The sequence below is a fragment of the Pseudomonas sp. GL_103 genome (genome assembly GCF_057835175.1).
The window spans coordinates 3,695,301-3,717,917 of the sequence record NZ_CM174420.1; the positions used below are offsets into that span (position 1 = coordinate 3,695,301).

A 22,617-nucleotide genomic window follows, 5' to 3' on the forward strand; every position below is an offset into this window, starting at 1 on the left:
AAATGAAACACCATCAAGGTAGGAGCTGGCGAAGCCTGCGATCTTTTGACTTTGCTTTTCAAAAACAAGATCAAAAGATCGCAGCCTTCGGCAGCTCCTACAGGGGATTTGTGGTTTGGTTACTTGCGCAGTTCGCGCTTGAGGACTTTGCCCGCCGCCGACAGCGGCAGCTCGTCGCGGAACTCCACGGTCTTTGGGCACTTGTAGGGGGCGATGAATTCACGACAAAACAGGCGCACTTGTTCTTCATCGACCTGCGAATCAGGCTTGCACACCACCACCGCGTGCACCGCCTCGCCCCACTGCTCATGGGGAACACCGATCACCGCACACATCGCCACGGCCGGGTGCCGCGACAGTATGTTTTCGACTTCCGCCGAGTAAACGTTTTCCCCACCGCTGACGATCATGTCCTTCAAGCGGTCGACGATGAACAGGTAGCCCTGCTCGTCCATCCACGCCGCGTCGCCGGTGTACAGCCAACCGTCGCGCAACGCCCTGGCAGTTTCCTCGGGCTTGTTCCAGTAGCCCTGCATGATGTTCGGCCCACGCACAATGATCTCGCCCACTGTGCCACGGGGAACCTCTTGCCCCTGCGGGTCGACAATCTTCACGTTGACGCCCAGGCCGCCACGCCCTACCGAGCGTGAAAGGCCGCTGATGCGCGCCTCTGGCGTGTGATTGCACGGCAGATTGCTGGACACCACCGGGCAGGCCTCGGTCAGCCCGTAGGAGTGGGACAATTCGATATCCGGCAGTCTGGCCAGCACTTGCTCGACCATATCCCCGGCGCTGGGTGAAGCGCCGTAGGTCAGGCGTTTCAGGCTGCCCAGGTCATACTTGTCAACGTCTGGATGAGCCAACAGCGCAAGGATCATGGTCGGCACCAGCAACGTCTCGGTAACCCGTTCGCGCTCAATCATCTGCAAGGCCTGCAACGGGTCAAAGCTCGACACCAGCACATGGCTTTCACCGGCCAGAAACTGAATCAGCGCACGGGCCATGCCGGCGACATGGAACAATGGCGCGACATGCATCAACAGACCGCCGCGGATCGGCGGCATGTCCACCATGCGAGGCATGCACGCCGACCACAGGTTCAGGTGCGACTGCATGACCCCCTTGGGAAACCCGGTGGTGCCGCCGGTGTACATGATGCAGGCAAGGTCTTCACCGCCCCGCCCGGCGTCTTGCACCGGGGCAGTCTGGGCAATCAGTGACTCGAAACCCAGCATGCCGGCCGGCACGTCACCGTCACCCGCGTAGATAAACAACGGAGCACGCTGGGCACGGGCACGAATGCTGTCGGCCAGCCCGGCGAAGTGCTCATCGACGATGAGGATGCCGGTACTGCAATCGTCCAGCGAATAGACGATCTCCGGCACGCTCCAGCGGATGTTCACCGGATTGAGCACCCCTCCGCCCCACCACACGCTCATGATGTATTCCAGGTAGCGGTCGGAGTTCAGCGCCAGCATGCCGACCCGGTCACCGGCCGCCATGCCGAGCTTCTGCAAGGCGCCCGCCAGGCGAGCGACCCGTTCGCCAAATTCACGGTAGGTGTGGCGACGCTCGCCATGGATAGTCGCGATGTGGTCCGGGTTCTGTTGCTGCGTGCGTTGCAGGCATTGGGTCATGTACATGCTTTCAGCTCACACCCCGATCCGTGCCCCGCCAGAACGGTTCACGCAGATCGCGCTTGAGTACCTTGCCCGCACCGGACAACGGCAACGCAGCACGGAACTCCACGGATTTCGGGGTCTTGTAGCCGGCAATCTGCCGACGGCAGTGTTCAATGATCTGGGCGCTTGCAACGTCGTTGTCCGGCTTGAGCACCACCACCGCGTGCACCGCTTCGCCCCACTGTGCACAGGGAATGCCGATCACTGCGCAGGCGGCGACGGCCGGGTGACTGGCAATGGCGCTTTCCACCTCGCCGGAATACACGTTCTCGCCACCGCTGACGATCATGTCCTTGAAGCGGTCGACGATGTAGATAAAGCCATCCGCGTCCATGTAGGCGCCGTCGCCGGTGTGCATCCAGCCGCCGCGCAAGGCCTTGGCGGTTTCCTCGGGGTTGTTCCAGTAGCCGAGCATGATGTTCGGGCCGCGCACCACCACTTCGCCGACGGTACCGCAGGGCACTTCGTTGTCATTTTCGTCGACGATGCGCACCGTGACGCCCAGCCCCGGGCGCCCGGCCGAGCGCAGGCGGCCATTGGCGATGCCTTCGGCGCTGTGGTTTTCCGGGCCGTTGGCAGAGATCGGCGGCGCCGCTTCGGTCATGCCGTAACCCTGAGTGAACTCGACATTCGGCAAGGCTTTGAGTGCCATTTCCAGCAAGGGCACGGCAATCGGCGAGGCGCCGTAAGTGAGGCTGCGCAGGCAGCTCAGGTCATGCCTGGCGAAATCCGGGTGCATGATCAGCGCCTGAAGCATGGTCGGCACGATCAGGATATCGGTGATGCGCTCGCGCTCGATGGTGCGCATCACGTCCAGGGCATCGAAGGCCGGAACGAAAATGCTCGGCAGCCCCAGCAGCGAAATCAGGATCACCCGCGACAGCGCCGCCAGGTGGAACATCGGCGCGATGTGCAGGGTCAAGGCGTCCGCCGGCACCGGTACGTCGGCGGCGCGGGCCACGGCAGCGGTCCACAGGTTCATATGCGACTGCATCACGCCTTTCGGTCGGCCGGTGGTGCCGCCGGTGTACATGATGCTCGCCAGGTCGTCGCCGCCGCGAAACGCGTCGTCCACAGGCGTGGCTTCACCAATCAATTGCTCGTAGGACAGCATGCCTTCTGGCAACGGCCCGTCGCCGATGTGGATCAACAGCGGCCGCACCCTGGCACTGCTGGCAATGCCTTCGGCCAAGGGCAGGAAGGTGTCGTCGATCAGCAGGATGCGCGTGTCGCTGTCGTCCAGCGAATAGACGATTTCCGGCACGCTCCAGCGAATGTTCACCGGGTTGACCACGCCACCGCCCCACCAGGTCGCCAGGAAATACTCAAGGAATCGGTCGGAGTTCAGGCCCAGCAGACCAACGCGATCGCCGGTCCGCATCCCCAGTTGCTGCAAGGCCCCGGCCAGGCGAGCCACCCGGTCGGCCAGTTCGGCATAGGTGCGGCGCCGGTCGCGAAAGACCGTCGCCACGGCATGGGGACGTTGCTGCAGCACACGGTGCAGGCCTTGGGTCAGATACATGAGGTTCTCCTGTGAATTATTGTTGTCAGGTAACGAACGCGACTCTGGGGATCAGGTACCGGTGTATTTCGGCGAACGCTGCTCGACCTGGGCCATGCGCCCTTCGGCGTGATCCTCGCTGTCGCGCAGCAAGCCCCAGTGCAGATGGGCCTGGGTGACGAAGTCCCGGGGCGCGAGATGGGCGCTCTGCAAGGCCAGGCGCTTGATCGACTGCACCGCGAGCGGGCCGTTGGCGGCAATGCGCTCGGCCAGATCCAGCGCCGCTGGCAGCAGGCGTTCCTTGGGCAGCAGCTCGATGATCAAACCGATGTCCAGAGCCTGCCCGGCGTTGATCGACTCCCCGGTCAGCGCCATTTTCATGGCATGGGCCGCTGGAATTGCACGCAGCAAGTACTGCACGCCACCGGCCGCCGGAATGGTCGCGTCGCACACCTCAGGCAAACCGAACGTGGCGCTGGTCGAGGCAATGCGCAGATCGCATTGCAGCGCCAGCTCAAGGCCGCCACCCAGGCAGGCCCCATTGATGGCGGCAATCACCGGTTTCCAGATGTCCAGGTCGCTGAGGTCGAACAGCCGGCTGTAGCCGCCCTCCTCGGCTTCGGTCTCGCGGCTTTTGAGGGTGCCGGCGACAAAACCGGATGCCGCCAGCAACGACACCTTGTGGCTTGCACCGCTGCAAAACGCGCGTTCGCCGGCACCGGTCAGGACGATCACCCGCACCTGCTCGTCATCCTGGCAGGCACCCAGGGTCTTGCGCAGGTGCATCAGATCGCTGACGCTCAGCGCGTTGTTCGACTGTTGCGCATCGAGCGTGATGAGTGCCACGTGATCGATGATCTTGAACTGAATGGCCATGGTGTAACTCCTGCGCTGCGCGATTCTTCATGTTGTTTTTCAGGCGCCAAAACCCAGGCCCAGTTCACGCAGGCGCTCGATGGCCGCGCTGTCGAAGCCCCAGTCACGCAGTGCTGCGCCGCCATGTTCGCCACGCTCGGGCGCCGGTTGCGGTTGCGCCGATGGCGTGCCGAGGAAACGCGGAGCCGGGACCGGTTGCACCACCCCGTCGACCTCGATGAAGCTGCCACGGGCAATGCCGTGGGGGTGCCTGGCCGCTTCGGCGAGCCCGAGCACCGGCGCAACGCAGGCGTCGCTGCCTTCGAAGGCCTCCTCCCACTGTTTGCGGGTACGGCCGAGGAACGCGGCAGTAAATGCCTCCCGCAGCCGCGGCCAGCCAGCCCGGTCGTGCTGGCTGGGCAGGTCTGCGTTGGAGAGTCCGAGAATGTCCAGCATCTGCCCATAGAAGCGCGATTCAATCGGCCCGATCGCCATGTACTGGCCGTCGCGGGTTTCGTAGGTGTCGTACCAGGGCGCACCGCCATCAAGCAGGTTGCTGCCGCGCTGTTCTTTCCAGTGACCACCGGCCAGCAGGCCCCAGATCACCGAGCCCAGCTGCGCCGCACCTTCGGTCATCGCCGCGTCGACCACCTGCCCGGCGCCGCCGCGCTGCACATTGACCAGCGCCGCCAGTACGCCCATCGCCAGCAACATGCCGCCACCGCCGTAGTCACCCACCAGGTTCAGCGGCGGCACCGGCCGACCGCCGGCCGGGCCAATACTCGACAACACACCCGACAAGGCGATGTAGTTCAGGTCATGGCCGGCGCGATCGGCCATCGGGCCGGTCTGGCCCCAGCCGGTCATACGGGCGTAGACCAGGCGCGGATTGCGCTGTAGCGCGACTTCCGGGCCGAGACCCAGACGCTCCATCGTGCCGGGGCGAAACCCTTCAATCACCACGTCGGCGCGCTCAATCAACTCCAGCGCGACGGCGACACTGTCGGGATGCTTCAGGTCGAGGGTGACCGAACGGCGGTTGCGCCCGGTGATGTCGGCCCGCTTGCCTTCAAGTTTCGGCCCCAGGTCACTGGCCTTCTGCGGCCGGTCGATGCGCACCACGTCGGCGCCCATGTCGGCCAACAGCATGGTGCCAAACGGCGCCGGCCCGATTGCCTCAAACTCCACCACCCGAATGCCGCTCAGTACGCCCATCGCCAACGCTCCGTGATTCTTCTGGAGCGCCAGCAGCACTCCTATTGTTGTGCCATCCAGTAGATCAATCCCGGCCCCACCGACCACCACCCGCATCGGGTGGTGGCCGCCAAAGACAGGGTCATCCCGCCCATGGTCTGGGTTACACTCGATGAGATTCGGCGCACTCACAAAACAAAAAAGAATCGGACAGCCCCATGGATAAACACCGCAAGTCCAATGCATCGGACACCCATGCCAGCCAGGTCTTCAATCCGGTTCAGTCCCCGATCGTCAGCACCAAACTGATTCCGCCGCGCAGCGCCGGGCGCCTGATTTCCCGCGAGCGCCTGCAGGAGCAAATGCTCAAGGCCCGCCGCCTGCGTTGCATCGTGCTCAAGGGGCCGGCCGGCTGTGGCAAGACCTCGACCCTGATCGCCTGGCGCCAGGCGCTGTTGCCGCTGGGGTTCGATGTGGCGTGGCTGACGCTGTCGGCGGATGACAACGAACTGGCGCGCTTTCTTGACTATCTGCTGGCGAGCCTCGGTCAGATCGACCCGACGCTCGTGCGCGAGGCGACTCAACTGGAAGGTCGCGGCATCGACAGCGAAGCCGTGGAACGCACCGTCATCACCCTGGTGCGCAGCATTGCCAGCCGTGGCCGTGAGCTGGTGCTGGTACTCGACGACCTGCATCACCTGACAGACGTGGGCATTCACCAGGCCCTGCAATGGCTGATCGACTACGCCCCGGCCAACCTGCATCTGGCGCTGATATCGCGCAGTGTCGTGCCGCTGTCCCTGGCGCGGTTGCGCAGCCAGGAACTGGTGCTGGAGCTGAACCTGCGGGACTTGCGTTTCACGGCCGCCGAATCCGAACAGTTCCTCAAGGCGCAGTTGGGCGAGATCACCGCCCGCGACGCCAGGATGATGCATGAGCTGACCGATGGCTGGGTCGCCGGCCTGCAACTGCTCGCCGTCAGCCGCAAAAAGAATCGCCCGCCTGCCGCCACAGAGGCAACGTCGGTGCAGGCGCAGCTACGGGACGATCAAGCCTTCGCCAGGTTTTTCGAAGTCGAAGTGTTGTCCCACCTGTCACCGACAGACCTGGACCTGTTGCTGCTCATGGCCGTGTGCAACCGTTTCTGCGCCTCGTTGTGCGCTGCCTTGAGCGGTCACCCGCAGGCGGTTGCCGAGGCGAACGCGCTGCTGACGCGGCTGGAGCGGGACAACCTGTTCCTGATTCCGGTGGACAGCGCCGAGCACGAAACCTGGTATCGCCTGCACCCATTGCTGCGCGAAACCCTGCTCAAGTATTTCGACTCGCGCAGCAACGCCGAGCAACAAGCGGTGCACGTTCGCGCATGGAACTGGTTCCGCGAGCACAATCACCTGGATGAAGCGGTGCACCATGCGGTCATGGGCGGCGACCCGTCGGCCGCCGCCGATCTGGTGGAACAACACTGCGAGGCGCTGTACGCCCATGGCGACCTGCGCATGTTGATCGAGCTGGTGCGGCTGTTGCCGGTCGAACAGGTACAGGCCCGGGTCAAGCTGCGCATTCTCAAAACGCGGATGCAGCTGTATGCCAGGGACTTCGTGGCCTGCACCGCCAGCCTCGAACAACTGTTTCGCGACGTTCCCGAGAGCGAAGTCCATGACCGCTTCATGATCTCGCTGCTGCGCGCCTCTTTGGCCCTGCAACGGGATGACACCGATGCGGCCATGACGGTCCTGCCGCAATTGCTCAACCCGCCTGCGGGCAGCAACAGCGTGGCCATCGGCTCCTGTGCCAACATCCTGTCCTGGCTGTACATGCACCGCGGTGAATACGAAAAGGCCCGCCAGGTGCAACTCGACCGGCCGAACCTGCTGATCAATGGCCAGCCGCTGCTGGGGACCACGGCGGGCAGCCTTCAGGGGCGTTGCCTGATCGGCTTGAGCCTGGCCCTTGAAGGCCAGATGACCCAGGCGGAACGGGTTTACCGCGATGTATTGCATGAAGCCAGCCAATGCGGCAAGGGCGGTGCCGACGCGACTTACCTCTCCGCTGCGCTGCTCGGCGAAGTGCTGTACGAAACCAACGACCTCGACGCCGCGTTCAAGATGCTCTCGGGCTGGATCGACATTCTCGAACGGATCTCGATTCCCGATTCCGTGCTGCGGGTGCTGCAAGTGCTGTGGAATGTGCAATGGCTGGCGGGTAACCATCAGGAGGCCCTGGCGTTCGTCGAGCGGCTTGATGAGTACGCGATCAAACTCGGCCTGGAGCGCCTGCAAGCCTACTGCCTGACCTGGCAGGTGCGCTGGTTGCTGATTCTCGGGGAGACCGCACAAGCCCAGGCCAAGCTGGCGCGCCTGGAGGCCATCGACGCGCGCCACCCGGACGCCGGGCACACGGCACTCAAGGAAATCCACATCCTGGCCGAGAACGCCCGCGCTCGCTGGCAACTGGCACAGGGCGACCTGGACGGCGCCTTCACACGCATTGAACAGCTGATCGAAACCTGTGAAAGGCACCGCCGCCAACTCGGAGCAGTACGCCTGATGGTGCTCAGTGCCGTGATCGAATCCGAACGGGGTCACCATGAGCAGGCGCGGGACAAGGTCATGGAGGCGCTGCGCCGAGGGCAACGCTTCGGCCTGGTACGCAGCCTCATCGACGCCCATCCGGATGGGTTGAAACTGATCTGCGATATCACCAGCCGGGAAGTCCTGGACCCGGTGCTGGCGTTTTATGTCGAACGCTTGCAGGCCGCCGGGGCCACGGCCCCTGCGGTCTCGAAAGCCAAGCCCGCGACGGCGGCAACCAGCAAACCGCTGGCGGCCGGGATCGAGCCCTTGAGCGAGCGGGAAATCGAAGTCGTGCGCCTGCTGGCCCAGGCCCTGCCCAACAAGAAAATCGCCCGTGCGCTGGGGCTGTCCCCGGAAACCGTGAAATGGCACCTGAGCCATATCTACAGCAAGCTCGGCGTCAGCAGCCGCGATGAAGCGGTGGCGCGGGTGCGGGACCTGGAATCGCAGGGTGATCCAGGCACTGGTACTCACTAACTGCCAATAGAGAAACCTGTGGGAGCGGGCTTGCCCGCGAAGGCGGTGTGTCAGTCAACACAGATGTTGAATTTGCTGGCCTCTTCGCGGGCAAGCCCGCTCCCACAGGGATTGTGTTGTCTTCAGTGATTTTTTAACCGCCACCCACCTCGGGTGGCGTTCACTCGCGCCCCCCCACCTATCGTAGCCCTCAGATCACAGGCGCAGTCCGCGCCTTGCGTAAGCGCTCGGCCTTTGGCCGGCCTGGCATTTTTGAGGAGTCTTGCGTGCACATCGCCCGAACCGTTTTCCGCGACGACCATGAGATGTTCCGCACCACCGTGCGGCGTTTTTTCGAGCGTGAATGCCTGCCGCGCCAGGCCGCCTGGGACAAGGCCGGCCAGGTCGACCGGGAAACCTGGCTCAAGGCCGGCCGCGAAGGCCTGCTCGGCATCACCCTGCCCACCGAATACGGTGGTGGCGGCGGCGACTTCGGCCACTGCGCGGTGTTCAACGAAGAGTTCGCCCGGGCTGGCGTGAGCGGCGCCTACTTCGGCATGCACTCCGACGTGATCGCCCCCTACATCAACCGTTGCGGCAACGAAGAACAAAAAAAGAAATGGCTGCCGGGCATCTGCGCAGGCGAAATCATCCTCGCCATCGCCATGACCGAACCCGGCACCGGCAGCGACCTGAAAGCCGTGCGCACCACCGCCGTGCGCGATGGCGACGAGTACGTGATCAATGGCAGCAAGACCTTCATCAGCAACGGCCTGACCGCCGACCTGGTGATCGTCGTGTGCAAGACCGACCCGGCCGCTGGCGCCAAGGGCATCAGCCTGATTGCCGTGGAAACCAGCCGCGCCGGCTTCAAGCATGGCCGCAAGCTGGAAAAGGTCGGCCAGCACGCCCAGGACACCGCCGAGCTGTTCTTCGACAACGTCCGCGTGCCGGTGGGCAACCGCCTGGGCGAGGAAGGCCTGGGCTTCACCTACCTGATGGGGGAACTGCCCCAGGAGCGTTTTTCCATCGCGATCTCCGCCGCCGCCAAGCTTGAGCGCCTGCTGGAGCGGACCATCGAGTACGTGAAAGACCGCAAGGCCTTCAACCAGACCGTGTGGGACTTCCAGAACAGCAAATTCAAGCTCGCCGACATCAAGGCCCAGGCCACCGCCCTGCGGGTGATGGTCGACTACTACCTGGGCGAACACATGCGCCGCCGGCTGACCCTGGAAGAAGCCGCAATCGCCAAGCTCCACACCACCGAAACCCTGTGGAAATGCATCGACGACATGGTCCAGCTGCACGGTGGCTACGGCTACATGATGGAGTACCCGATTGCCCGCGCGTTCGTCGACATGCGCGTCAACCGCATCTACGGCGGCACCAGCGAAGTCATGCGCGAAATGATCGCGCGCAAGCTCTGACCCTCTCAAACAACAAGGAAAACAACGATGAGCAATAAAGTGTTCGTTGCTGGCGTCGGCATGATCCAGTTCAAGAAACCGGGGACCAACGAGCCCTACGACATCATGGGTGAACAGGCGATTCGCCTGGCCCTGGCCGATTGCGGGCTGGACTTCAGTGACATCCAGCAGGCCTACGCCGGTTACGTCTACGGCGACTCCACCTGCGGCCAGAAAGCCCTGTACCGCGTGGGCATGACCGGTATCCCGCTGATCAACGTCAACAACAACTGCGCCACCGGCTCCAGCGCGCTGTTCCTGGCCCGGCAGGCCGTGGCCAGCGGTGCGGTGGACTGCGCGTTGGCATTTGGCTTCGAGCAGATGAATCCCGGCGCGTTGAAATCCGCCTGGACCGACCGCGCCCCGGCCACCGAGCGCGCCCTCAAGCTGACCAACGAACTGGTGGGCATGCCCGACCTGCCGACCGCCATCCGCCAGTTCGCCGGTGCCGGTTACGCGCACATGCAGAAGTACGGCACGCAACTGGAAACCTTCGCCAAGATCCGCGCCAAGGCCAGCCGCCATGCCGCCAACAACCCGCTGGCCGTATTCCGCAACGTGGTCACCCCGGAAGAAGTCCTGGCCGCACCAATGTTGTGGGAAGGCGTGCTGACCCGCCTGATGGCCTGCCCGCCGACCTGTGGCGCTGCCGCGAGCATTGTGGTGTCCGAAGCGTTCGCGAAAAAACACGGCTTGCGCACCGACGTGCTGATGGCCGGTCAGGCCCTGACCACCGACCTGCCGAGCACCTACGACGCCAAGGACATGATCCGCGTGGTCGGTTTCGACATGACACGCATGGCCGCCGACATCGCCTACAACCAGGCCGGCATCGGCCCGCAGGACATCGACGTGATCGAACTGCACGACTGCTTCGCGCAGAACGAGCTGCTGACCTACGAAGGCCTCGGCCTGTGCGCTGAAGGCGGCGCCGAGCAACTGGTCAATGACGGCGACAACACCTATGGCGGCCAGTGGGTGACCAACCCCTCCGGCGGCCTGCTCTCCAAGGGCCACCCGCTGGGCGCCACGGGTCTGGCGCAGTGCTACGAGCTGACTCATCAGCTGCGCGGCACCGCCGAACAACGCCAAGTGCCGAACGCGCGCATCGCCGTGCAGCACAACCTCGGTCTGGGCGGCGCCTGCGTCGTCACCGTGTACCAGAAAAACTGAAGCGACCGGGTAATCAAGGAGTCACTCAGATGATCGACAAGAAACACATCGGCAGACAACTGCCCACGTTCCTCGCCACCGCCGAAGCCGGGCAACTGCGCTTCTTCGCCAAGGCCACCGGGGAAACCAACCCGATCTACTTCGACGAGCTGGCCGCTCGCGATGCAGGGCATCCGAACCTGCCGTTGCCGCCGACCTTCCTGTTCTCGCTGGAATTCCAGATCCCGTCCAACGCCTGGCGTGACGAACTGGGCATCGTCACCGCACGCATCCTGCACGGTGAAGAGTCGTTCCGTTACCACCGCATGGCCTATGCCGGCGACACCCTGCGCTTCGACGTACGCATCGCCGACATCTACGACAAAAAAGGCGGCGCGCTGGAATTCGTGGTGCGCGAGACCCGAGTCACCAACCAGCACGGTGAGCACGTCGCGGACCTGCGCAGCGTGCTCGTACAGCGCAACAGCTGAAGCGGAGAACACTGATGAACGCCATAAGCCTGGAAAAAATCAACATCGGCGACACCCTGCCACCGCTGGCGCTGCCGCCGATCAACCGCACCACCCTGGCACTGTTTGCCGGCGCGTCGGGCGACCACAACGCCATTCACATCGACACCGATTACGCGCGCAAGGCCGGCATGGCCGACGTGTTCGCCCACGGCATGTTGTCGATGGCCTACCTCGGTCGCCTGCTGACCCAGTGGGTCGACCAGCGCCAGTTGCGCGAGTTCGGCGTGCGTTTTCTCGGCATCACCCACCTGGGCCACCAGATCACCTGCACCGGCACCGTCGTCGAGCGTTTTGAAGTCGACGGCGAGCAACGGGTCAAGGTCGAAGTGCGCACCACCAATCAATACGGCGACACCAAAATTGTTGGTGACGCCGTAATCGCTCTGTAAACAAACCGAATAATTGAGGAGCAACACCCCATGGCAAAACTCGAAGGCAAAGTCGCACTGGTCACCGGTTCCGGTCGTGGCATCGGCCAGCAGATCGCCCTGAAACTTGCAAGCGAAGGCGCGCGCATCGTGATCAACGATCTGGACGCCGATCCGGCCCATGAGACCGCAGAACTGATCCGCAAGATGGGTGGCGAAGCCGCGGTGTGCCACGGCAACGTCAGCGCCCCGGATTTCGCCGAGCGCTACATCAAGACCGCGATGGACAACTTCAACGGCATCGACATCATCGTCAACAACGCCGGCTACACCTGGGACGACGTGATCCAGAAGATGACCGACGAGCAGTGGTACGCGATTCTCGACTGCCACATGACCGCACCGTTCCGCATCCTGCGTGCCGCTTACCCGATCATCAAGGCGCAGGCCCAGGCGGACGCCGCAGCAGAGCGCGAAGTGTTCCGCAAAGTGGTGAACATCTCGTCGGTCTCGGCCCTCAACGGTAATGCAGGGCAGATGAACTACTCCTCGGCCAAGGCTGGTGTACTGGGCATGACCCGCGCGCTGGCCCGGGAATGGGGCCGCTTCAAGGTCAACGTCAACGCCGTGGCCTTCGGTTTCATCGAAACCCGCATGACCAGCGCGGACGCCCATGCCGGTGCCACCGTGAACATCGAAGGCCGTGACATCCGCGTCGGCATCAGCCCGGAAGCAGCCAGGTCGTTCGCCCAGCGCAACCCGCTGGGTCGCCCGGGCACCACGAAGGAAGCGGCCGACGCCGTGTACCTGTTCTGCTCGCCGGAGTCGAACTACATCACGGCCCAGACCATCGCGGTGGCCGGTAATCTGCAGTAACTGTTCACGCCGCCGCACCGGTCAGGCGCGGCGGTGTTGTTTGAGATTGATGACCGCAGGATCACCCATGAACATGACTGAAACCAATATCCGCCAGGCTGCCATCAAACTGATCTCGCGTAATGGCTACGGGTCGATGAGCCTTCGGCAACTGGCGGCTGAATCGGGGATCAACTCCTCGACGCTGTACCTCTATTACCAAGGCAAAGGCGAGTTGCTGCTGGAGCTGATCCTCGAATACTTCGAGGCAATGTCCCAGGAGTGGGCCCGGTGCCGCCCCGCCGTAGCGCGTGCCGATTTCAAACTCCGCGCTTTCGTGGCCTGCCATGTGCGTTATCACCTGGAACATCAGGACCAGGCAGTACTCGGCAACCTGGAATTCAGGAGCCTGGACGAAAAGTCGCTGGCATTGGTGCGCCAGGCCCGTCGGGTTTACCTCAAAGACGTGCAAGATCTGCTGGAGCAAGGCGTGCGTGAAGGCTCGCTCAGCTGCGCCGAACCCAAACTGATGGCGCGCACCCTGTTCAACATGCTGACGCACGCCTGTGTCTGGTATCAGGCCGATGGCCGCTGGAGCGTCGACGAAGTGATCCGCCATTACTCGGAACTGGTGCTGAAAATGCTCGGTGCCGTGCCCATCGCATCACCTCGCCCACCCGTGCGCCGTGCGGCCATTACACGCCGCGCTGTGCCGATGGAGGCAGTTTCATGAGCGACCTCATGCAACCCTTTTCCATGGCCGGCAAAACCGTATTGGTAGCCGATGCCACCACCCGGCTCGGCGCCCATTTTTCCCGGCTGATCAGCCTCGCCGGCGCCCGGGTGGCCCTCGGCGCGCAACACCCCGCACAGCTTGAGCAACTGCAAGCCGACCTGCGCTGGGAGGGTGGTGAAGTGCTGATCGTCAGCCTCGACAGCGCCCGCCGCCCCAGCATCGAAGCGGCGCTTGAAGCCGTCGAGGAGCGTTTCGGCAGCGTCGATGTACTGATCAACAACAGCGCCGAGCGTGAGCATGTGGTGCTGAACAATCACCTGGTCCATTGCACCAGCCTGCACATGATCAAGGCCGAGCGTGGCGGCAGCATCGTCAACATCGAACCGCCGCCCCGACCGATCAGCGAGCCCAACCCTTGTTTGCGCTCCAACAGCAGCCTGATCCGCATGAGCCGGGCCATGGCCCAATCGCTGACGCCGCACCGGATCCGGGTCAATGTGATCGCCGCCGGACGCGGCAAGGACGCGGGTCTGCAGGAGCTCAACGGTCCCTTGTTATTGCTGGCCAGTGGCGCGGGTGCCAGCGTCACCGGTGCGGTGTTGCATATCGACAACCACGCCACCTGATACGGGTGGCGTGTTGTTTCTGACGACCCTCGAACATCGGGACCGGTCGCCCTGCGCGACGCCCGTCAACAAGGAGCCAGTCAGATGACTCGCATAAAAAAGTGGCTGCCGAAACTCGCCATGGTGGCGACAACGGTCATGGCAATGGCGGCGAATGCCGCTGACAAACCCAACATCCTGGTGATCTTCGGCGATGACATCGGCCAGACCAACATCAGCGCCTATTCCATGGGCGTGGTCGGCTACAAGACCCCGAACATCGACCGTATCGCTCACGAAGGCATGCTGTTCACCGACTATTACGCGGAGAACAGCTGCACCGCCGGGCGCTCTTCGTTCATCACCGGCCAGTCACCGCTGCGCACCGGCCTGACCAAGGTCGGCGTGCCGGGGGCACCGATCGGTATCCAGAAACGCGACATCACCCTCGCCCAGGCCCTCAAGTCCCAGGGCTACGCCACCGGCCAGTTCGGCAAGAACCACCTCGGCGACCGCGACGAGTACCTGCCAACCAACCACGGTTTCGATGAGTTCTTCGGCAACCTGTACCACCTCAACGCCGAAGAAGAACCCGAGCGCCCGTACTGGCCCAAGGACGACCCGGACTTCGTCAAATCCCGGACTCCCCGTGGCGTGATCCACAGCTACGCCGACGGCAAGATCGAAGACACCGGCGCACTGACCACCAAGCGCATGGAAACCATCGACGACGAAACCACCGCCGCCGCGCAAACGTTCATCGAGAAACAGGCCAAGGCGGACAAGCCGTTCTTCGTCTGGATGAACACCACCCGCATGCATGTGTTCACCCACGTGCGTGAATCGATGAAGGGCCAGAGCGGCATGCCCGGCAACGATTACGCCGACGGCATGATCGAGCACGACGGCGACGTCGGCAAACTGCTGAAAACCCTCGACGACCTGAAAATCACCGACAACACCATCGTCGTCTACACCACCGACAACGGCCCCAACCAGTTCTCCTGGCCGGACGCGGCAACCACGCCGTTCCGTAACGAAAAGAACTCCAACTGGGAAGGTGCCTATCGCGTACCGGCGATTGTGCGTTGGCCGGGCAAGATCAAGGCCGGAGAAGTGTCCAACGAGATGTTCTCGGGCCTGGACTGGTTCCCTACCCTGCTCGCGGCGGCTGGCGATACCGAGGTGAAGAACAAGCTGTTGAAAGGCTGGGCACCGACTTCGGGCGCCACCAGTTTCAAGGTGCACCTGGACGGCTACAACCAGTTGCCCTACCTGACTGGCCAACAGCCTAAAGGGCAGCGCCGCGAGTTCTACTACTTCAACGACGACGGCGTGCTGGTGTCCATGCGCTTCGACAACTGGAAAGTGGTCTTCGCCGAACAGCGCGAACCCGGTGGTTTTGCGGTATGGAGCAGCCCGTTCGTGCCGCTGCGGGTGCCCAAGCTGTTCAACCTGCGCATGGACCCGTATGAGCGGGCTGACCTGGTCTCGGACCAGTACAACGACTGGCTCGTGAAGAACTCCTACCTGCTGGCCGCAGGTGTGGCCAAGGCTGCGCGCTTCCTGCAGACCTTCATCGAGTACCCGCCGAGCCAGAAGCCCGCCAGTTTCAGCGTTGACCAGATTCGCGCGGCGGTCGACGCGAAAATCGAAGAGAAGCAGAAAAACCAGGCCAAACCCTGAGCGCCTCTCTACGCAGACGCCGACTGAATGCCAACTGCCAACCCGCCCAGGTGAAATTAAGCTTGGGCTAAGGTTGCTTCTTTAATCTTCGACACTTTCGAGTAGTCGAGCATTTCGAAGATGGGCAGTGTCGATACAAACGCCAAACCTCCGTTCAGCATCGTTCTGGTTAATTACAAAACCCCCGAGCTAACCAGGATCTGCCTGGAACTGTTGCAGGAGCATGTCCAAAAATCAGGCATTGCGGTCTGGGTGGTCGATAATGGTTCGGCGGACGCCAGCGTCGAGTATTTGCGCTCACTCGACTGGATCAACCTGATCGAGCGCGATGCCCCCACCAAAGAACCAGGGCACATCGCCCACGGCAAAGCGCTGGACATGGCGCTGGCCAGGGTCAATACCGACTACCTGTTCCTGATGCACACCGACACATTCGTCTTCGATGCAAACGTCTTCGGGATGATGATGGAGCGCTGCACCAAGGATCAAAACGTCATCGCAGTCGGTTGCACCGAGCAACTCAACCGCGGACTGCCAAGGACCGCGTGGCGCTTCACCTCACGCCTGATCAAGCACCACTACCGACGCTTGAAGCAATCGCTCGGCCTGCGTTCGAAAGACCCGAAGCCCTACAAGGAAACCCACTTGAAAAGCTTTTGCACACTATGGAATGGCAGGCTGATCAAGCAGCAGGGTTTGCATTTTCAGATCGATGACCGTGTGCCCGGTTATGAGCTGCAAGACCGTGTGATCGGGCTTGGCTACAAAGTCGTGTTTCTTTCGCCCGGCAAAATCTTCAAGTACCTGGACCACGTCCAGTCCGGCACCGTCGCTGCGGCGGGCGGATATGGCCAAGGTCACCGACGGACGAAAATGTACCAGGACATCCTCAAGCGCTTCGGTGCGGCCAACACCTCGACGTCTTGAATAAACCCGCGCCCACAAAAAAGCCCACTGACCGTCGCCGGTTCAGTGGGCTTTTTTTGATTCGGCAGTCTAATTAGAGAGCCATATCACTCGCAGCACTAGCCTTCGGAGCCTTAGCATCCGTATCAACAGTCACTGGCTTCACAGCCGGCGCAATCACCGGTGGCGGAGTCAGTTCCAGCACCTTGGCGGTATAGGCCCACTCTTGCGCAACCTTCTCGGGGCTGGCGTTCAGCTGGGTGCCGTAGCTCGGTACGATCTGGTGCAGTTTTTCCTGCCACGCCGGGGTCGCGACCTTGTCCTTGAACACTTTCTGCAGCACGGTCAGCATGATCGGTGCGGCGGTCGATGCGCCTGGGGAGGCGCCCAGCAGGCCGGCGATGCTGCCGTCTTGCGAAGCGACGATTTCGGTGCCCAGTTTCAGCACGCCACCGGCGGCTTCGTCACGCTTGATGATCTGCACGCGCTGGCCGGCTTGCCACAGGCGCCAGTCTTCAGCCTTGGCGTTCGGGAAGTATTCCTTCAGGGCGTTGAGGCGGTCTTCGTCAGACAGCATCAGTTGGCCTGCCAGGTACTCCACCAGCGGGTATTCCTTGATGCCGACCTTGGTCATTGGCCACACGTTGTGGGTGGTCGTGGTGGTCAGCAGGTCCAGGTACGAACCTTCTTTGAGGAACTTGGTGCTGAAGGTCGCGAATGGGCCAAACAGGATCACGCGCTTGCCGTCCAGCACGCGGGTGTCAAGGTGCGGAACCGACATCGGCGGAGCGCCAACGGAGGCTTTGCCGTAGGCCTTGGCCAGGTGTTGCTCGGCGATGGTCGGGTTCTCGGTCACCAGGAACGAGCCGCCTACCGGGAAGCCAGCATATTCCTTGGCTTCAGGAATGCCGGACTTCTGCAGCAGGTGCAGGGCACCGCCGCCGGCGCCGATGAACACGAACCTGGCGTCGGTTTCGGTCTTGCTGCCGTCTTTGAGGTTCTTGTAGCTGACGCGCCAGCTGCCGTCTTCGTTCCTGGTGATGTCCTGCACTTCGCTGGACAGCTTCAAGTCGAACTTCGGCGTGGTTTGCAGGTGTGCAACGAACTGGCGGGTGATTTCGCCGAAGTTCACGTCAGTACCCAGCGGGCTCCAGGTGGCCGCGATCTTCTGGCTCGGGTCACGCCCTTCCATCATCAGCGGCACCCACTGCTTGATCACAGCCGGGTCTTCGGAGTACTGCATGCCGGCGAACAGCGGGCTCGCTTGCAGGGCTTCGTAGCGTTTTTTCAGGAACTTGATGTTGTCATCGCCCCACACGAAGCTCATGTGCGGTGTGGAGTTGATGAACGAACGCGGGTTCTTCAGCACGCCTTGCTGAACCTGCCAGGCCCAGAACTGACGGGAGATCTGGAACGCTTCGTTGATTTCAACGGCCTTCGGGATCGAAACCTTGCCGTTCTCGTCTTCCGGGGTGTAGTTCAGCTCGGCCAGGGCGGAGTGACCGGTACCGGCGTTGTTCCAGCCGTTGGAGCTTTCCTGGGCGACGCCGTCGAGGCGCTCGATCATTTGCATCGAGGTGCCAGGTTCCAGCTCATTGAGCCACACACCCAGGGTCGCGCTCATGATGCCGCCGCCAATCAGCAGCACATCGACTTTCTTGGCCTCTTCCGCGTGGACGGCAGACATCCCCATGGACAAAGCCAGCCCCAGCAGGGCCGTGTTCATTTTCTTAAACATCTGTAGCACCTATGATAAAACGCCATCCGCCCTTCCATCCTCATGCGCACAGCCCCGTGTTTCACGGCAGTCACGGGCGCGGCACTCAAGGATTGCAGGGTGGGCACACAAGGCCGATGAACCGCATCGACCCCACTTTAATGTCCCTTCTGAACTGACTTCTTATCTTTATTGGCTTCAGCTACTTGAGCGACAGTGATTCCGTCGGCACGTCTCAAGGACATGCAAACTGAACAGGTCAAACCAAGTTGTCGCCAAGAATATCACGACAAGGCTTACCCGCGCGTCTGTTCCCGACCGGTTAGTCCGGGCCCGGGCGCCCGGCCTTCTATACTCATCCTGTTTTTCTCCATGAGTGTGTGAGGAATAGCCATAAGCGATAGGAGCAGTCATGAGCGATAAAGACGATCTGCGCAAGTACTCCTCTCAAGTGATCGACGGCGTGGAGGCCGCACCGGCACGCGCCATGTTGCGGGCCGTGGGCTTTACCGATGCAGACTTCACGAAGCCGCAGATCGGCATCGCCTCGACCTGGGCCATGGTCACCCCGTGCAACATGCACATCGACAAGCTGGCGCTCGAAGCCGAAAAAGGCGCGAATGCCGCCGGTGCCAAGGGCGTGATCTTCAACACCATCACCATTTCCGACGGCATCGCCAACGGCACCGAAGGCATGAAGTATTCGCTGGTGTCCCGCGAGGTGATCGCCGACTCCATCGAAGTGGTCACCGGTTGCGAGGGTTTCGACGGCCTGGTGACCATCGGTGGCTGCGACAAGAACATGCCGGGTTGCCTGATCGGCATGGCACGGCTCAATCGCCCGTCGATCTTTGTCTATGGCGGCACCATCCAGCCGGGCGCCGGCCACACCGACATCATTTCCGTGTTCGAGGCCGTGGGCCAACATGCGCGGGGCGACATCAGCGAGATCCAGGTCAAGCAGATCGAGGAAGTGGCGATTCCCGGCCCCGGTTCCTGTGGCGGCATGTACACCGCCAACACCATGGCCTCGGCCATTGAAGCATTGGGCATGAGCCTGCCCGGCTCCAGCTCCCAGGACGCCATTGGCAGCGACAAGGCCTCGGACAGCTTCCGCGCCGGCCAGCAGGTGATGGAGCTGCTCAAGCTCGACCTCAAGCCTCGCGACATCATGACCCGCAAAGCCTTCGAGAACGCCATTCGCGTGGTGATCGCCCTCGCCGGCTCGACCAACGCCGTGCTGCACCTGCTGGCCATGGCCAATGCGGTGGACGTCGAGCTGACCCTGGATGACTTCGTCGAGCTGGGCAAGGTTTCCCCGGTGGTTGCCGACCTGCGCCCCAGCGGCAAATACATGATGAGCGAGCTGGTGGCCATCGGCGGCATTCAACCGCTGATGAAGCGCATGCTCGATGCCGGCATGCTGCACGGCGATGTGCTGACCGTTACCGGCCAGACCCTGGCGGAAAACCTGGCCAGCGTGCCCGACTACCCGGCCGGCCAGGACGTGATCCGGCTTTTCGACCAGCCGATCAAAAAGGACTCACACCTGGTCATTCTGCGCGGCAACCTCTCGCCCACCGGCGCCGTGGCCAAGATCACCGGCAAGGAAGGCCTGCGCTTCGAAGGCACGGCCCGGGTCTATCACGGCGAGGAAGGTGCGCTGGCCGGCATCCTCAATGGCGAAGTACAGCCCGGTGAAGTGATCGTGATCCGCTACGAAGGGCCCAAGGGCGGCCCGGGCATGCGCGAAATGCTCTCGCCGACGTCGGCGGTCATGGGCAAGGGCCTCGGCAAGGAGGTGGCGCTGATCACCGACGGGCGTTTTTCCGGTGGTTCACACGGGTTTGTGGTCGGTCACATCACGCCGGAGGCCTTTGAGGGCGGGCCGATTGCGCTGGTCGAGAATGGCGACAGGATCATCATCGATGCTGAAACCCGACAGATCACGGTGGATGTCTCCGATGCGGTGTTGGCCGAGCGCAAGTCGCGCTGGGTGCGGCCGCCATCCAAATACACGCGCGGGGTGTTGGCCAAGTATGCGAAGACGGTTTCCAGTGCTTCGGAGGGGGCTGTGACGGATAAGTACCTTTAAAGTCAAAAGATCGCAGCCTGCGGCAGCTCCTACAAGGATCGCGTACCTCTGTAGGAGCTGCCGGAGGCTGCGATCTTTTAAAGCCTGAACCGATCAACCGACTGCGACAACTGCCCCGCCAGGCTAGACAGTTCATCCGTGGTCGAAGCGGTCTGCCCGATCACCTTGCTGTTGCCTTCTGACATGCCGGCAATCATCTCCACCTGATGGGCGATTTCGTTGCTGGCCAGGCTTTGTTCGCCGATGGTGCGGCTGATGTCATTGACCAGTTGCGTGGTGTTGAGCGTGGCATCGAGGATTTCACGAATGGCGCGCTCGACATCGGCGGTCACCGCCATGCCCTTATCGACTTGGGCCACGCCCTCCTCCATGCTGATCACCGCCTCGCGGGTGCTTTGCTGGATGCGTGCAACCATGCTGGCGATTTCCTGGGTGGAAGCGCTGGTGCGCCCCGCCAGGCTGCGGACCTCATCGGCCACCACGGCAAACCCGCGACCCTGCTCGCCGGCACGGGCGGCTTCGATAGCGGCGTTCAGTGCCAGCAGGTTGGTCTGGTCGGCGATGCCCTTGATCACCTGGATGATGTTGAAAATCCCTTCCGACTCTTTGTCCAGAGTGCGAATCACCTGCGCCGACTGCTGCGCCGAACGCGCGATGCCATCCATGTCGTTGACCACCTGGTGGATCACCCGGCCACCATCCTTGGCCAGCGCCTCGGCCTGATTGGCCATGTTCAGCGCCCGTTCGGCATGCCGGGTGATTTCCTCGATGCTCGCGGTCATTTCGCTGGCGGCCGCGGCCATGGTACTGGCCGCGGCACTTTGCTGCTGGCTACTGCCGGCCACCTCATGGCAACCGTTGCTCAATCGCTCGCTCATGCCACTGACGCCGTGGGCGTTGCTGCGCACGACCTCGATCATGCCGCGCAAATCCCGCTGCATGGTCGCCAGGCTACGTATCAAGGCGCTGGCTTCGTCCTTGCGGGTGGGCTCGACAATCGCCTCGCTGAGGTTGCCATGGGCGATGCTCTCGGCAATGCGGCTGGCGGTTTGCAACGGACCCATGATGCTGAGGATCGCCGAACGCCCAAGGGTCAGCAGCAGCAACAAACTGGCGATCAGCACACCACCCAGGGTCAGGTTGGCGTTGCTGATGGCTTGCGCCGTGCCTTGGCTGGTCTGTTGCGTGTCGCTTTCGATCAACTCGCTGAGAGCTTCCATCTGGTCTTCCAGCTGGCTGAAGGCACTGTTGAACGTGCCCAGTTCCTGTTGCGCGGCTTGCGGGTTTTCCAGCGCCAGCCCGGCGATGCGCTCGGCGGCGCCGATGTAGGTGTCGAGGCTCGGTTTGACCTTGTTCAGGCCGGCCTTGATGGTGTCGTTGACCGGCAGCTTGAGGTTTTCCCCGAGCACTTCGCGAAAGCGTTGGGTGTGTTCTTCGATGGAACTGCGCACCTCGGCTTTGCTGCTGGTGCTTTTGTTCAAGCCCACCAACATGGCCGACAGCACGTCGGCGCGCAGCGCGTCGTGCATCATGTCGGCTTCGAGATGATTGCGCAGCGCGGCCATGCTGACGTTGTCGTCGTCCACGGCTTCGGCCATCCGAGTGTTCCCCAGGTAACTGACCAGGCTCATGATCAACGCAGTAAGTAGTCCGGTACCGATCAGCAACATTAAACGCAGTTTTATGGACACTCTGTGGTTCCTCTCTGGCACGTTTGACGGCGGGGTTTGCCCCGCGCGGATGGCTTCAAGAGGTTATCGACAGGATCGAGCAGTAGTTGAAGCCTAGCCCCACAGATTGTTTTTTTGCGACATGCGGTCGTCATCGCTTGTTTTTGCGCCATGCCCCGCAGGGACACCAGCAACAGGGTGGCAAATGCACCGACCACTGCGATGGCCATGTCCTTTTGCGAATCCCACGGGTCATTTTGCGCGCCGACGAAGGCCTTCGCCGTGTCATTGCCCAGGAAGGCCCCGCCGATCCACTCCACCAGTTCGTACACGGAGGATGTCGACAGCATGATGTTCAGGGTCACGAAAAACAGCCACCAGCGTCCCCACCAGCAACAGCACCAGCAGGTTTTCCAGCGCCCAGTCCACCCGGCTGCGGGGAGAAAAACCCGACACCCCGACAACCAGCACAAACACCATGAGCAACGTCAGGTCGAACCGTAAACGCGGGTCAGGCTGCATGGCGCAATACCTCGAAGTCAGGACATCGCCCTTTTAACTTCGAGG

Annotated in this window: 18 protein-coding genes and 1 pseudogene; 11 read left to right on the forward strand and 8 right to left on the reverse strand. The window is 62.4% G+C overall.

Annotated features, from left to right (window positions below; all coding sequences use genetic code 11):
- Positions 1–119 precede the first annotated feature (119 nt).
- From AC3IP0_RS16580 to AC3IP0_RS16595, 4 genes are read right to left on the reverse strand one after another with little or no spacing between them, the layout of a single operon-like run.
- Entirely contained in the window at positions 120–1,643 is a 1,524-nt protein-coding gene (locus AC3IP0_RS16580; RefSeq protein ID WP_489325358.1) for a long-chain-fatty-acid--CoA ligase, read from the reverse strand.
- Positions 1,644–1,647: 4 nt separating this feature from the next.
- Positions 1,648–3,204, reverse strand: a complete 1,557-nt coding sequence (locus AC3IP0_RS16585) for an acyl-CoA synthetase (RefSeq protein WP_489316194.1) — start codon at positions 3,202–3,204, stop codon at positions 1,648–1,650.
- A gap of 51 nt (positions 3,205–3,255) precedes the next feature.
- Entirely contained in the window at positions 3,256–4,059 is an 804-nt protein-coding gene (locus AC3IP0_RS16590) for an enoyl-CoA hydratase/isomerase family protein (protein ID WP_489325359.1), read from the reverse strand.
- Positions 4,060–4,098: 39 nt separating this feature from the next.
- On the reverse strand, positions 4,099–5,253 hold the full coding sequence (locus AC3IP0_RS16595; RefSeq protein ID WP_489316196.1) for a CaiB/BaiF CoA transferase family protein: 1,155 nt from the start codon (positions 5,251–5,253) through the stop codon (positions 4,099–4,101).
- 197 nt (positions 5,254–5,450) lie between these two features.
- Here AC3IP0_RS16595 and AC3IP0_RS16600 point away from each other — a divergent pair, with 197 nt between their 5' ends.
- The 10 genes from AC3IP0_RS16600 to AC3IP0_RS16645 all read left to right on the forward strand — a co-directional run bounded on the left by AC3IP0_RS16600 (position 5,451) and on the right by AC3IP0_RS16645 (position 16,589).
- On the forward strand, positions 5,451–8,282 hold the full coding sequence (locus AC3IP0_RS16600; protein ID WP_489325361.1) for a winged helix-turn-helix domain-containing protein: 2,832 nt from the start codon (positions 5,451–5,453) through the stop codon (positions 8,280–8,282).
- A gap of 305 nt (positions 8,283–8,587) precedes the next feature.
- Positions 8,588–9,688, forward strand: a complete 1,101-nt coding sequence (locus tag AC3IP0_RS16605) for an acyl-CoA dehydrogenase family protein (RefSeq protein WP_489319794.1) — start codon at positions 8,588–8,590, stop codon at positions 9,686–9,688.
- 27 nt (positions 9,689–9,715) lie between these two features.
- Complete coding sequence (locus AC3IP0_RS16610) at positions 9,716–10,900, forward strand: lipid-transfer protein (protein WP_489325362.1); 1,185 nt, start codon at positions 9,716–9,718, stop codon at positions 10,898–10,900.
- Between the two features lie 29 nt (positions 10,901–10,929).
- On the forward strand, positions 10,930–11,370 hold the full coding sequence (locus tag AC3IP0_RS16615; protein ID WP_489325364.1) for a MaoC family dehydratase N-terminal domain-containing protein: 441 nt from the start codon (positions 10,930–10,932) through the stop codon (positions 11,368–11,370).
- Between the two features lie 14 nt (positions 11,371–11,384).
- Positions 11,385–11,801 (forward strand): MaoC family dehydratase, encoded by a 417-nt coding sequence (locus AC3IP0_RS16620; RefSeq protein WP_489316199.1) that lies wholly within the window; start codon positions 11,385–11,387, stop codon positions 11,799–11,801.
- Positions 11,802–11,831: 30 nt separating this feature from the next.
- Positions 11,832–12,656, forward strand: a complete 825-nt coding sequence (locus tag AC3IP0_RS16625) for an SDR family NAD(P)-dependent oxidoreductase (protein WP_489316200.1) — start codon at positions 11,832–11,834, stop codon at positions 12,654–12,656.
- 67 nt (positions 12,657–12,723) lie between these two features.
- Positions 12,724–13,368 carry a TetR/AcrR family transcriptional regulator gene (locus AC3IP0_RS16630; protein WP_489316201.1) on the forward strand — a complete coding sequence of 215 codons (645 nt, stop codon included), beginning with the start codon at positions 12,724–12,726 and terminating at the stop codon, positions 13,366–13,368.
- Positions 13,365–13,997 carry an SDR family NAD(P)-dependent oxidoreductase gene (locus AC3IP0_RS16635; protein WP_489316202.1) on the forward strand — a complete coding sequence of 211 codons (633 nt, stop codon included), beginning with the start codon at positions 13,365–13,367 and terminating at the stop codon, positions 13,995–13,997. The genes AC3IP0_RS16630 and AC3IP0_RS16635 overlap by 4 nt, the downstream gene beginning before the upstream one ends.
- 84 nt (positions 13,998–14,081) lie before the next feature.
- Entirely contained in the window at positions 14,082–15,662 is a 1,581-nt protein-coding gene (locus AC3IP0_RS16640) for an arylsulfatase (protein ID WP_489316203.1), read from the forward strand.
- Positions 15,663–15,782: 120 nt separating this feature from the next.
- A complete protein-coding gene (locus tag AC3IP0_RS16645) occupies positions 15,783–16,589 on the forward strand; it encodes a glycosyltransferase family 2 protein (protein WP_489325366.1) in 807 nt (268 codons plus the stop codon).
- Positions 16,590–16,662: 73 nt separating this feature from the next.
- Here the strand turns inward: AC3IP0_RS16645 and mqo are convergent, their stop codons facing one another.
- Positions 16,663–18,306 (reverse strand): malate dehydrogenase (quinone), encoded by a 1,644-nt coding sequence (gene mqo / locus AC3IP0_RS16650; RefSeq protein WP_489325368.1) that lies wholly within the window; start codon positions 18,304–18,306, stop codon positions 16,663–16,665.
- Positions 18,307–18,697: 391 nt separating this feature from the next.
- Between mqo and ilvD the strand changes: the two genes are divergently transcribed.
- The gene (gene ilvD / locus AC3IP0_RS16655; RefSeq protein WP_489325370.1) at positions 18,698–20,380 is read left to right on the forward strand and encodes a dihydroxy-acid dehydratase; all 1,683 of its coding nucleotides are present in this window, start codon (positions 18,698–18,700) and stop codon (positions 20,378–20,380) included.
- Positions 20,381–20,457: 77 nt separating this feature from the next.
- Here the strand turns inward: ilvD and AC3IP0_RS16660 are convergent, their stop codons facing one another.
- The 3 genes and pseudogenes from AC3IP0_RS16660 to AC3IP0_RS16670 all read right to left on the reverse strand — a co-directional run bounded on the left by AC3IP0_RS16660 (position 20,458) and on the right by AC3IP0_RS16670 (position 22,523).
- The gene (locus AC3IP0_RS16660) at positions 20,458–21,321 is read right to left on the reverse strand and encodes a methyl-accepting chemotaxis protein (RefSeq protein ID WP_489319795.1); all 864 of its coding nucleotides are present in this window, start codon (positions 21,319–21,321) and stop codon (positions 20,458–20,460) included.
- Positions 21,316–22,050: pseudogene (locus AC3IP0_RS16665) on the reverse strand (HAMP domain-containing protein); the annotation flags it as partial. The gene AC3IP0_RS16660 and the pseudogene AC3IP0_RS16665, both read right to left, overlap by 6 nt.
- An 11-nt stretch (positions 22,051–22,061) precedes the next feature.
- Positions 22,062–22,523 (reverse strand): DUF2238 domain-containing protein, encoded by a 462-nt coding sequence (locus AC3IP0_RS16670; protein ID WP_489316207.1) that lies wholly within the window; start codon positions 22,521–22,523, stop codon positions 22,062–22,064.
- Between the last annotated feature and the right edge of the window lie 94 nt (positions 22,524–22,617).

Coding starts and splice junctions, on each gene's coding strand:
- AC3IP0_RS16625 (WP_489316200.1), top strand. CDS start 11,832: ATGGCAAAACTCGAAGGCAAAGTCGCACTGGTCACCGGTTCCGGTCGT.
- AC3IP0_RS16645 (WP_489325366.1), top strand. CDS start 15,783: ATGGGCAGTGTCGATACAAACGCCAAACCTCCGTTCAGCATCGTTCTG.
- AC3IP0_RS16620 (WP_489316199.1), top strand. CDS start 11,385: ATGAACGCCATAAGCCTGGAAAAAATCAACATCGGCGACACCCTGCCA.
- AC3IP0_RS16595 (WP_489316196.1), bottom strand. CDS start 5,253: ATGGGCGTACTGAGCGGCATTCGGGTGGTGGAGTTTGAGGCAATCGGG.
- AC3IP0_RS16630 (WP_489316201.1), top strand. CDS start 12,724: ATGAACATGACTGAAACCAATATCCGCCAGGCTGCCATCAAACTGATC.
- ilvD (WP_489325370.1), top strand. CDS start 18,698: ATGAGCGATAAAGACGATCTGCGCAAGTACTCCTCTCAAGTGATCGAC.
- AC3IP0_RS16615 (WP_489325364.1), top strand. CDS start 10,930: ATGATCGACAAGAAACACATCGGCAGACAACTGCCCACGTTCCTCGCC.
- AC3IP0_RS16590 (WP_489325359.1), bottom strand. CDS start 4,059: ATGGCCATTCAGTTCAAGATCATCGATCACGTGGCACTCATCACGCTC.
- AC3IP0_RS16600 (WP_489325361.1), top strand. CDS start 5,451: ATGGATAAACACCGCAAGTCCAATGCATCGGACACCCATGCCAGCCAG.
- AC3IP0_RS16640 (WP_489316203.1), top strand. CDS start 14,082: ATGACTCGCATAAAAAAGTGGCTGCCGAAACTCGCCATGGTGGCGACA.
- AC3IP0_RS16585 (WP_489316194.1), bottom strand. CDS start 3,204: ATGTATCTGACCCAAGGCCTGCACCGTGTGCTGCAGCAACGTCCCCAT.
- AC3IP0_RS16580 (WP_489325358.1), bottom strand. CDS start 1,643: ATGTACATGACCCAATGCCTGCAACGCACGCAGCAACAGAACCCGGAC.
- mqo (WP_489325368.1), bottom strand. CDS start 18,306: ATGTTTAAGAAAATGAACACGGCCCTGCTGGGGCTGGCTTTGTCCATG.
- AC3IP0_RS16605 (WP_489319794.1), top strand. CDS start 8,588: ATGTTCCGCACCACCGTGCGGCGTTTTTTCGAGCGTGAATGCCTGCCG.
- AC3IP0_RS16610 (WP_489325362.1), top strand. CDS start 9,716: ATGAGCAATAAAGTGTTCGTTGCTGGCGTCGGCATGATCCAGTTCAAG.
- AC3IP0_RS16660 (WP_489319795.1), bottom strand. CDS start 21,321: ATGCAGCGGGATTTGCGCGGCATGATCGAGGTCGTGCGCAGCAACGCC.
- AC3IP0_RS16635 (WP_489316202.1), top strand. CDS start 13,365: ATGAGCGACCTCATGCAACCCTTTTCCATGGCCGGCAAAACCGTATTG.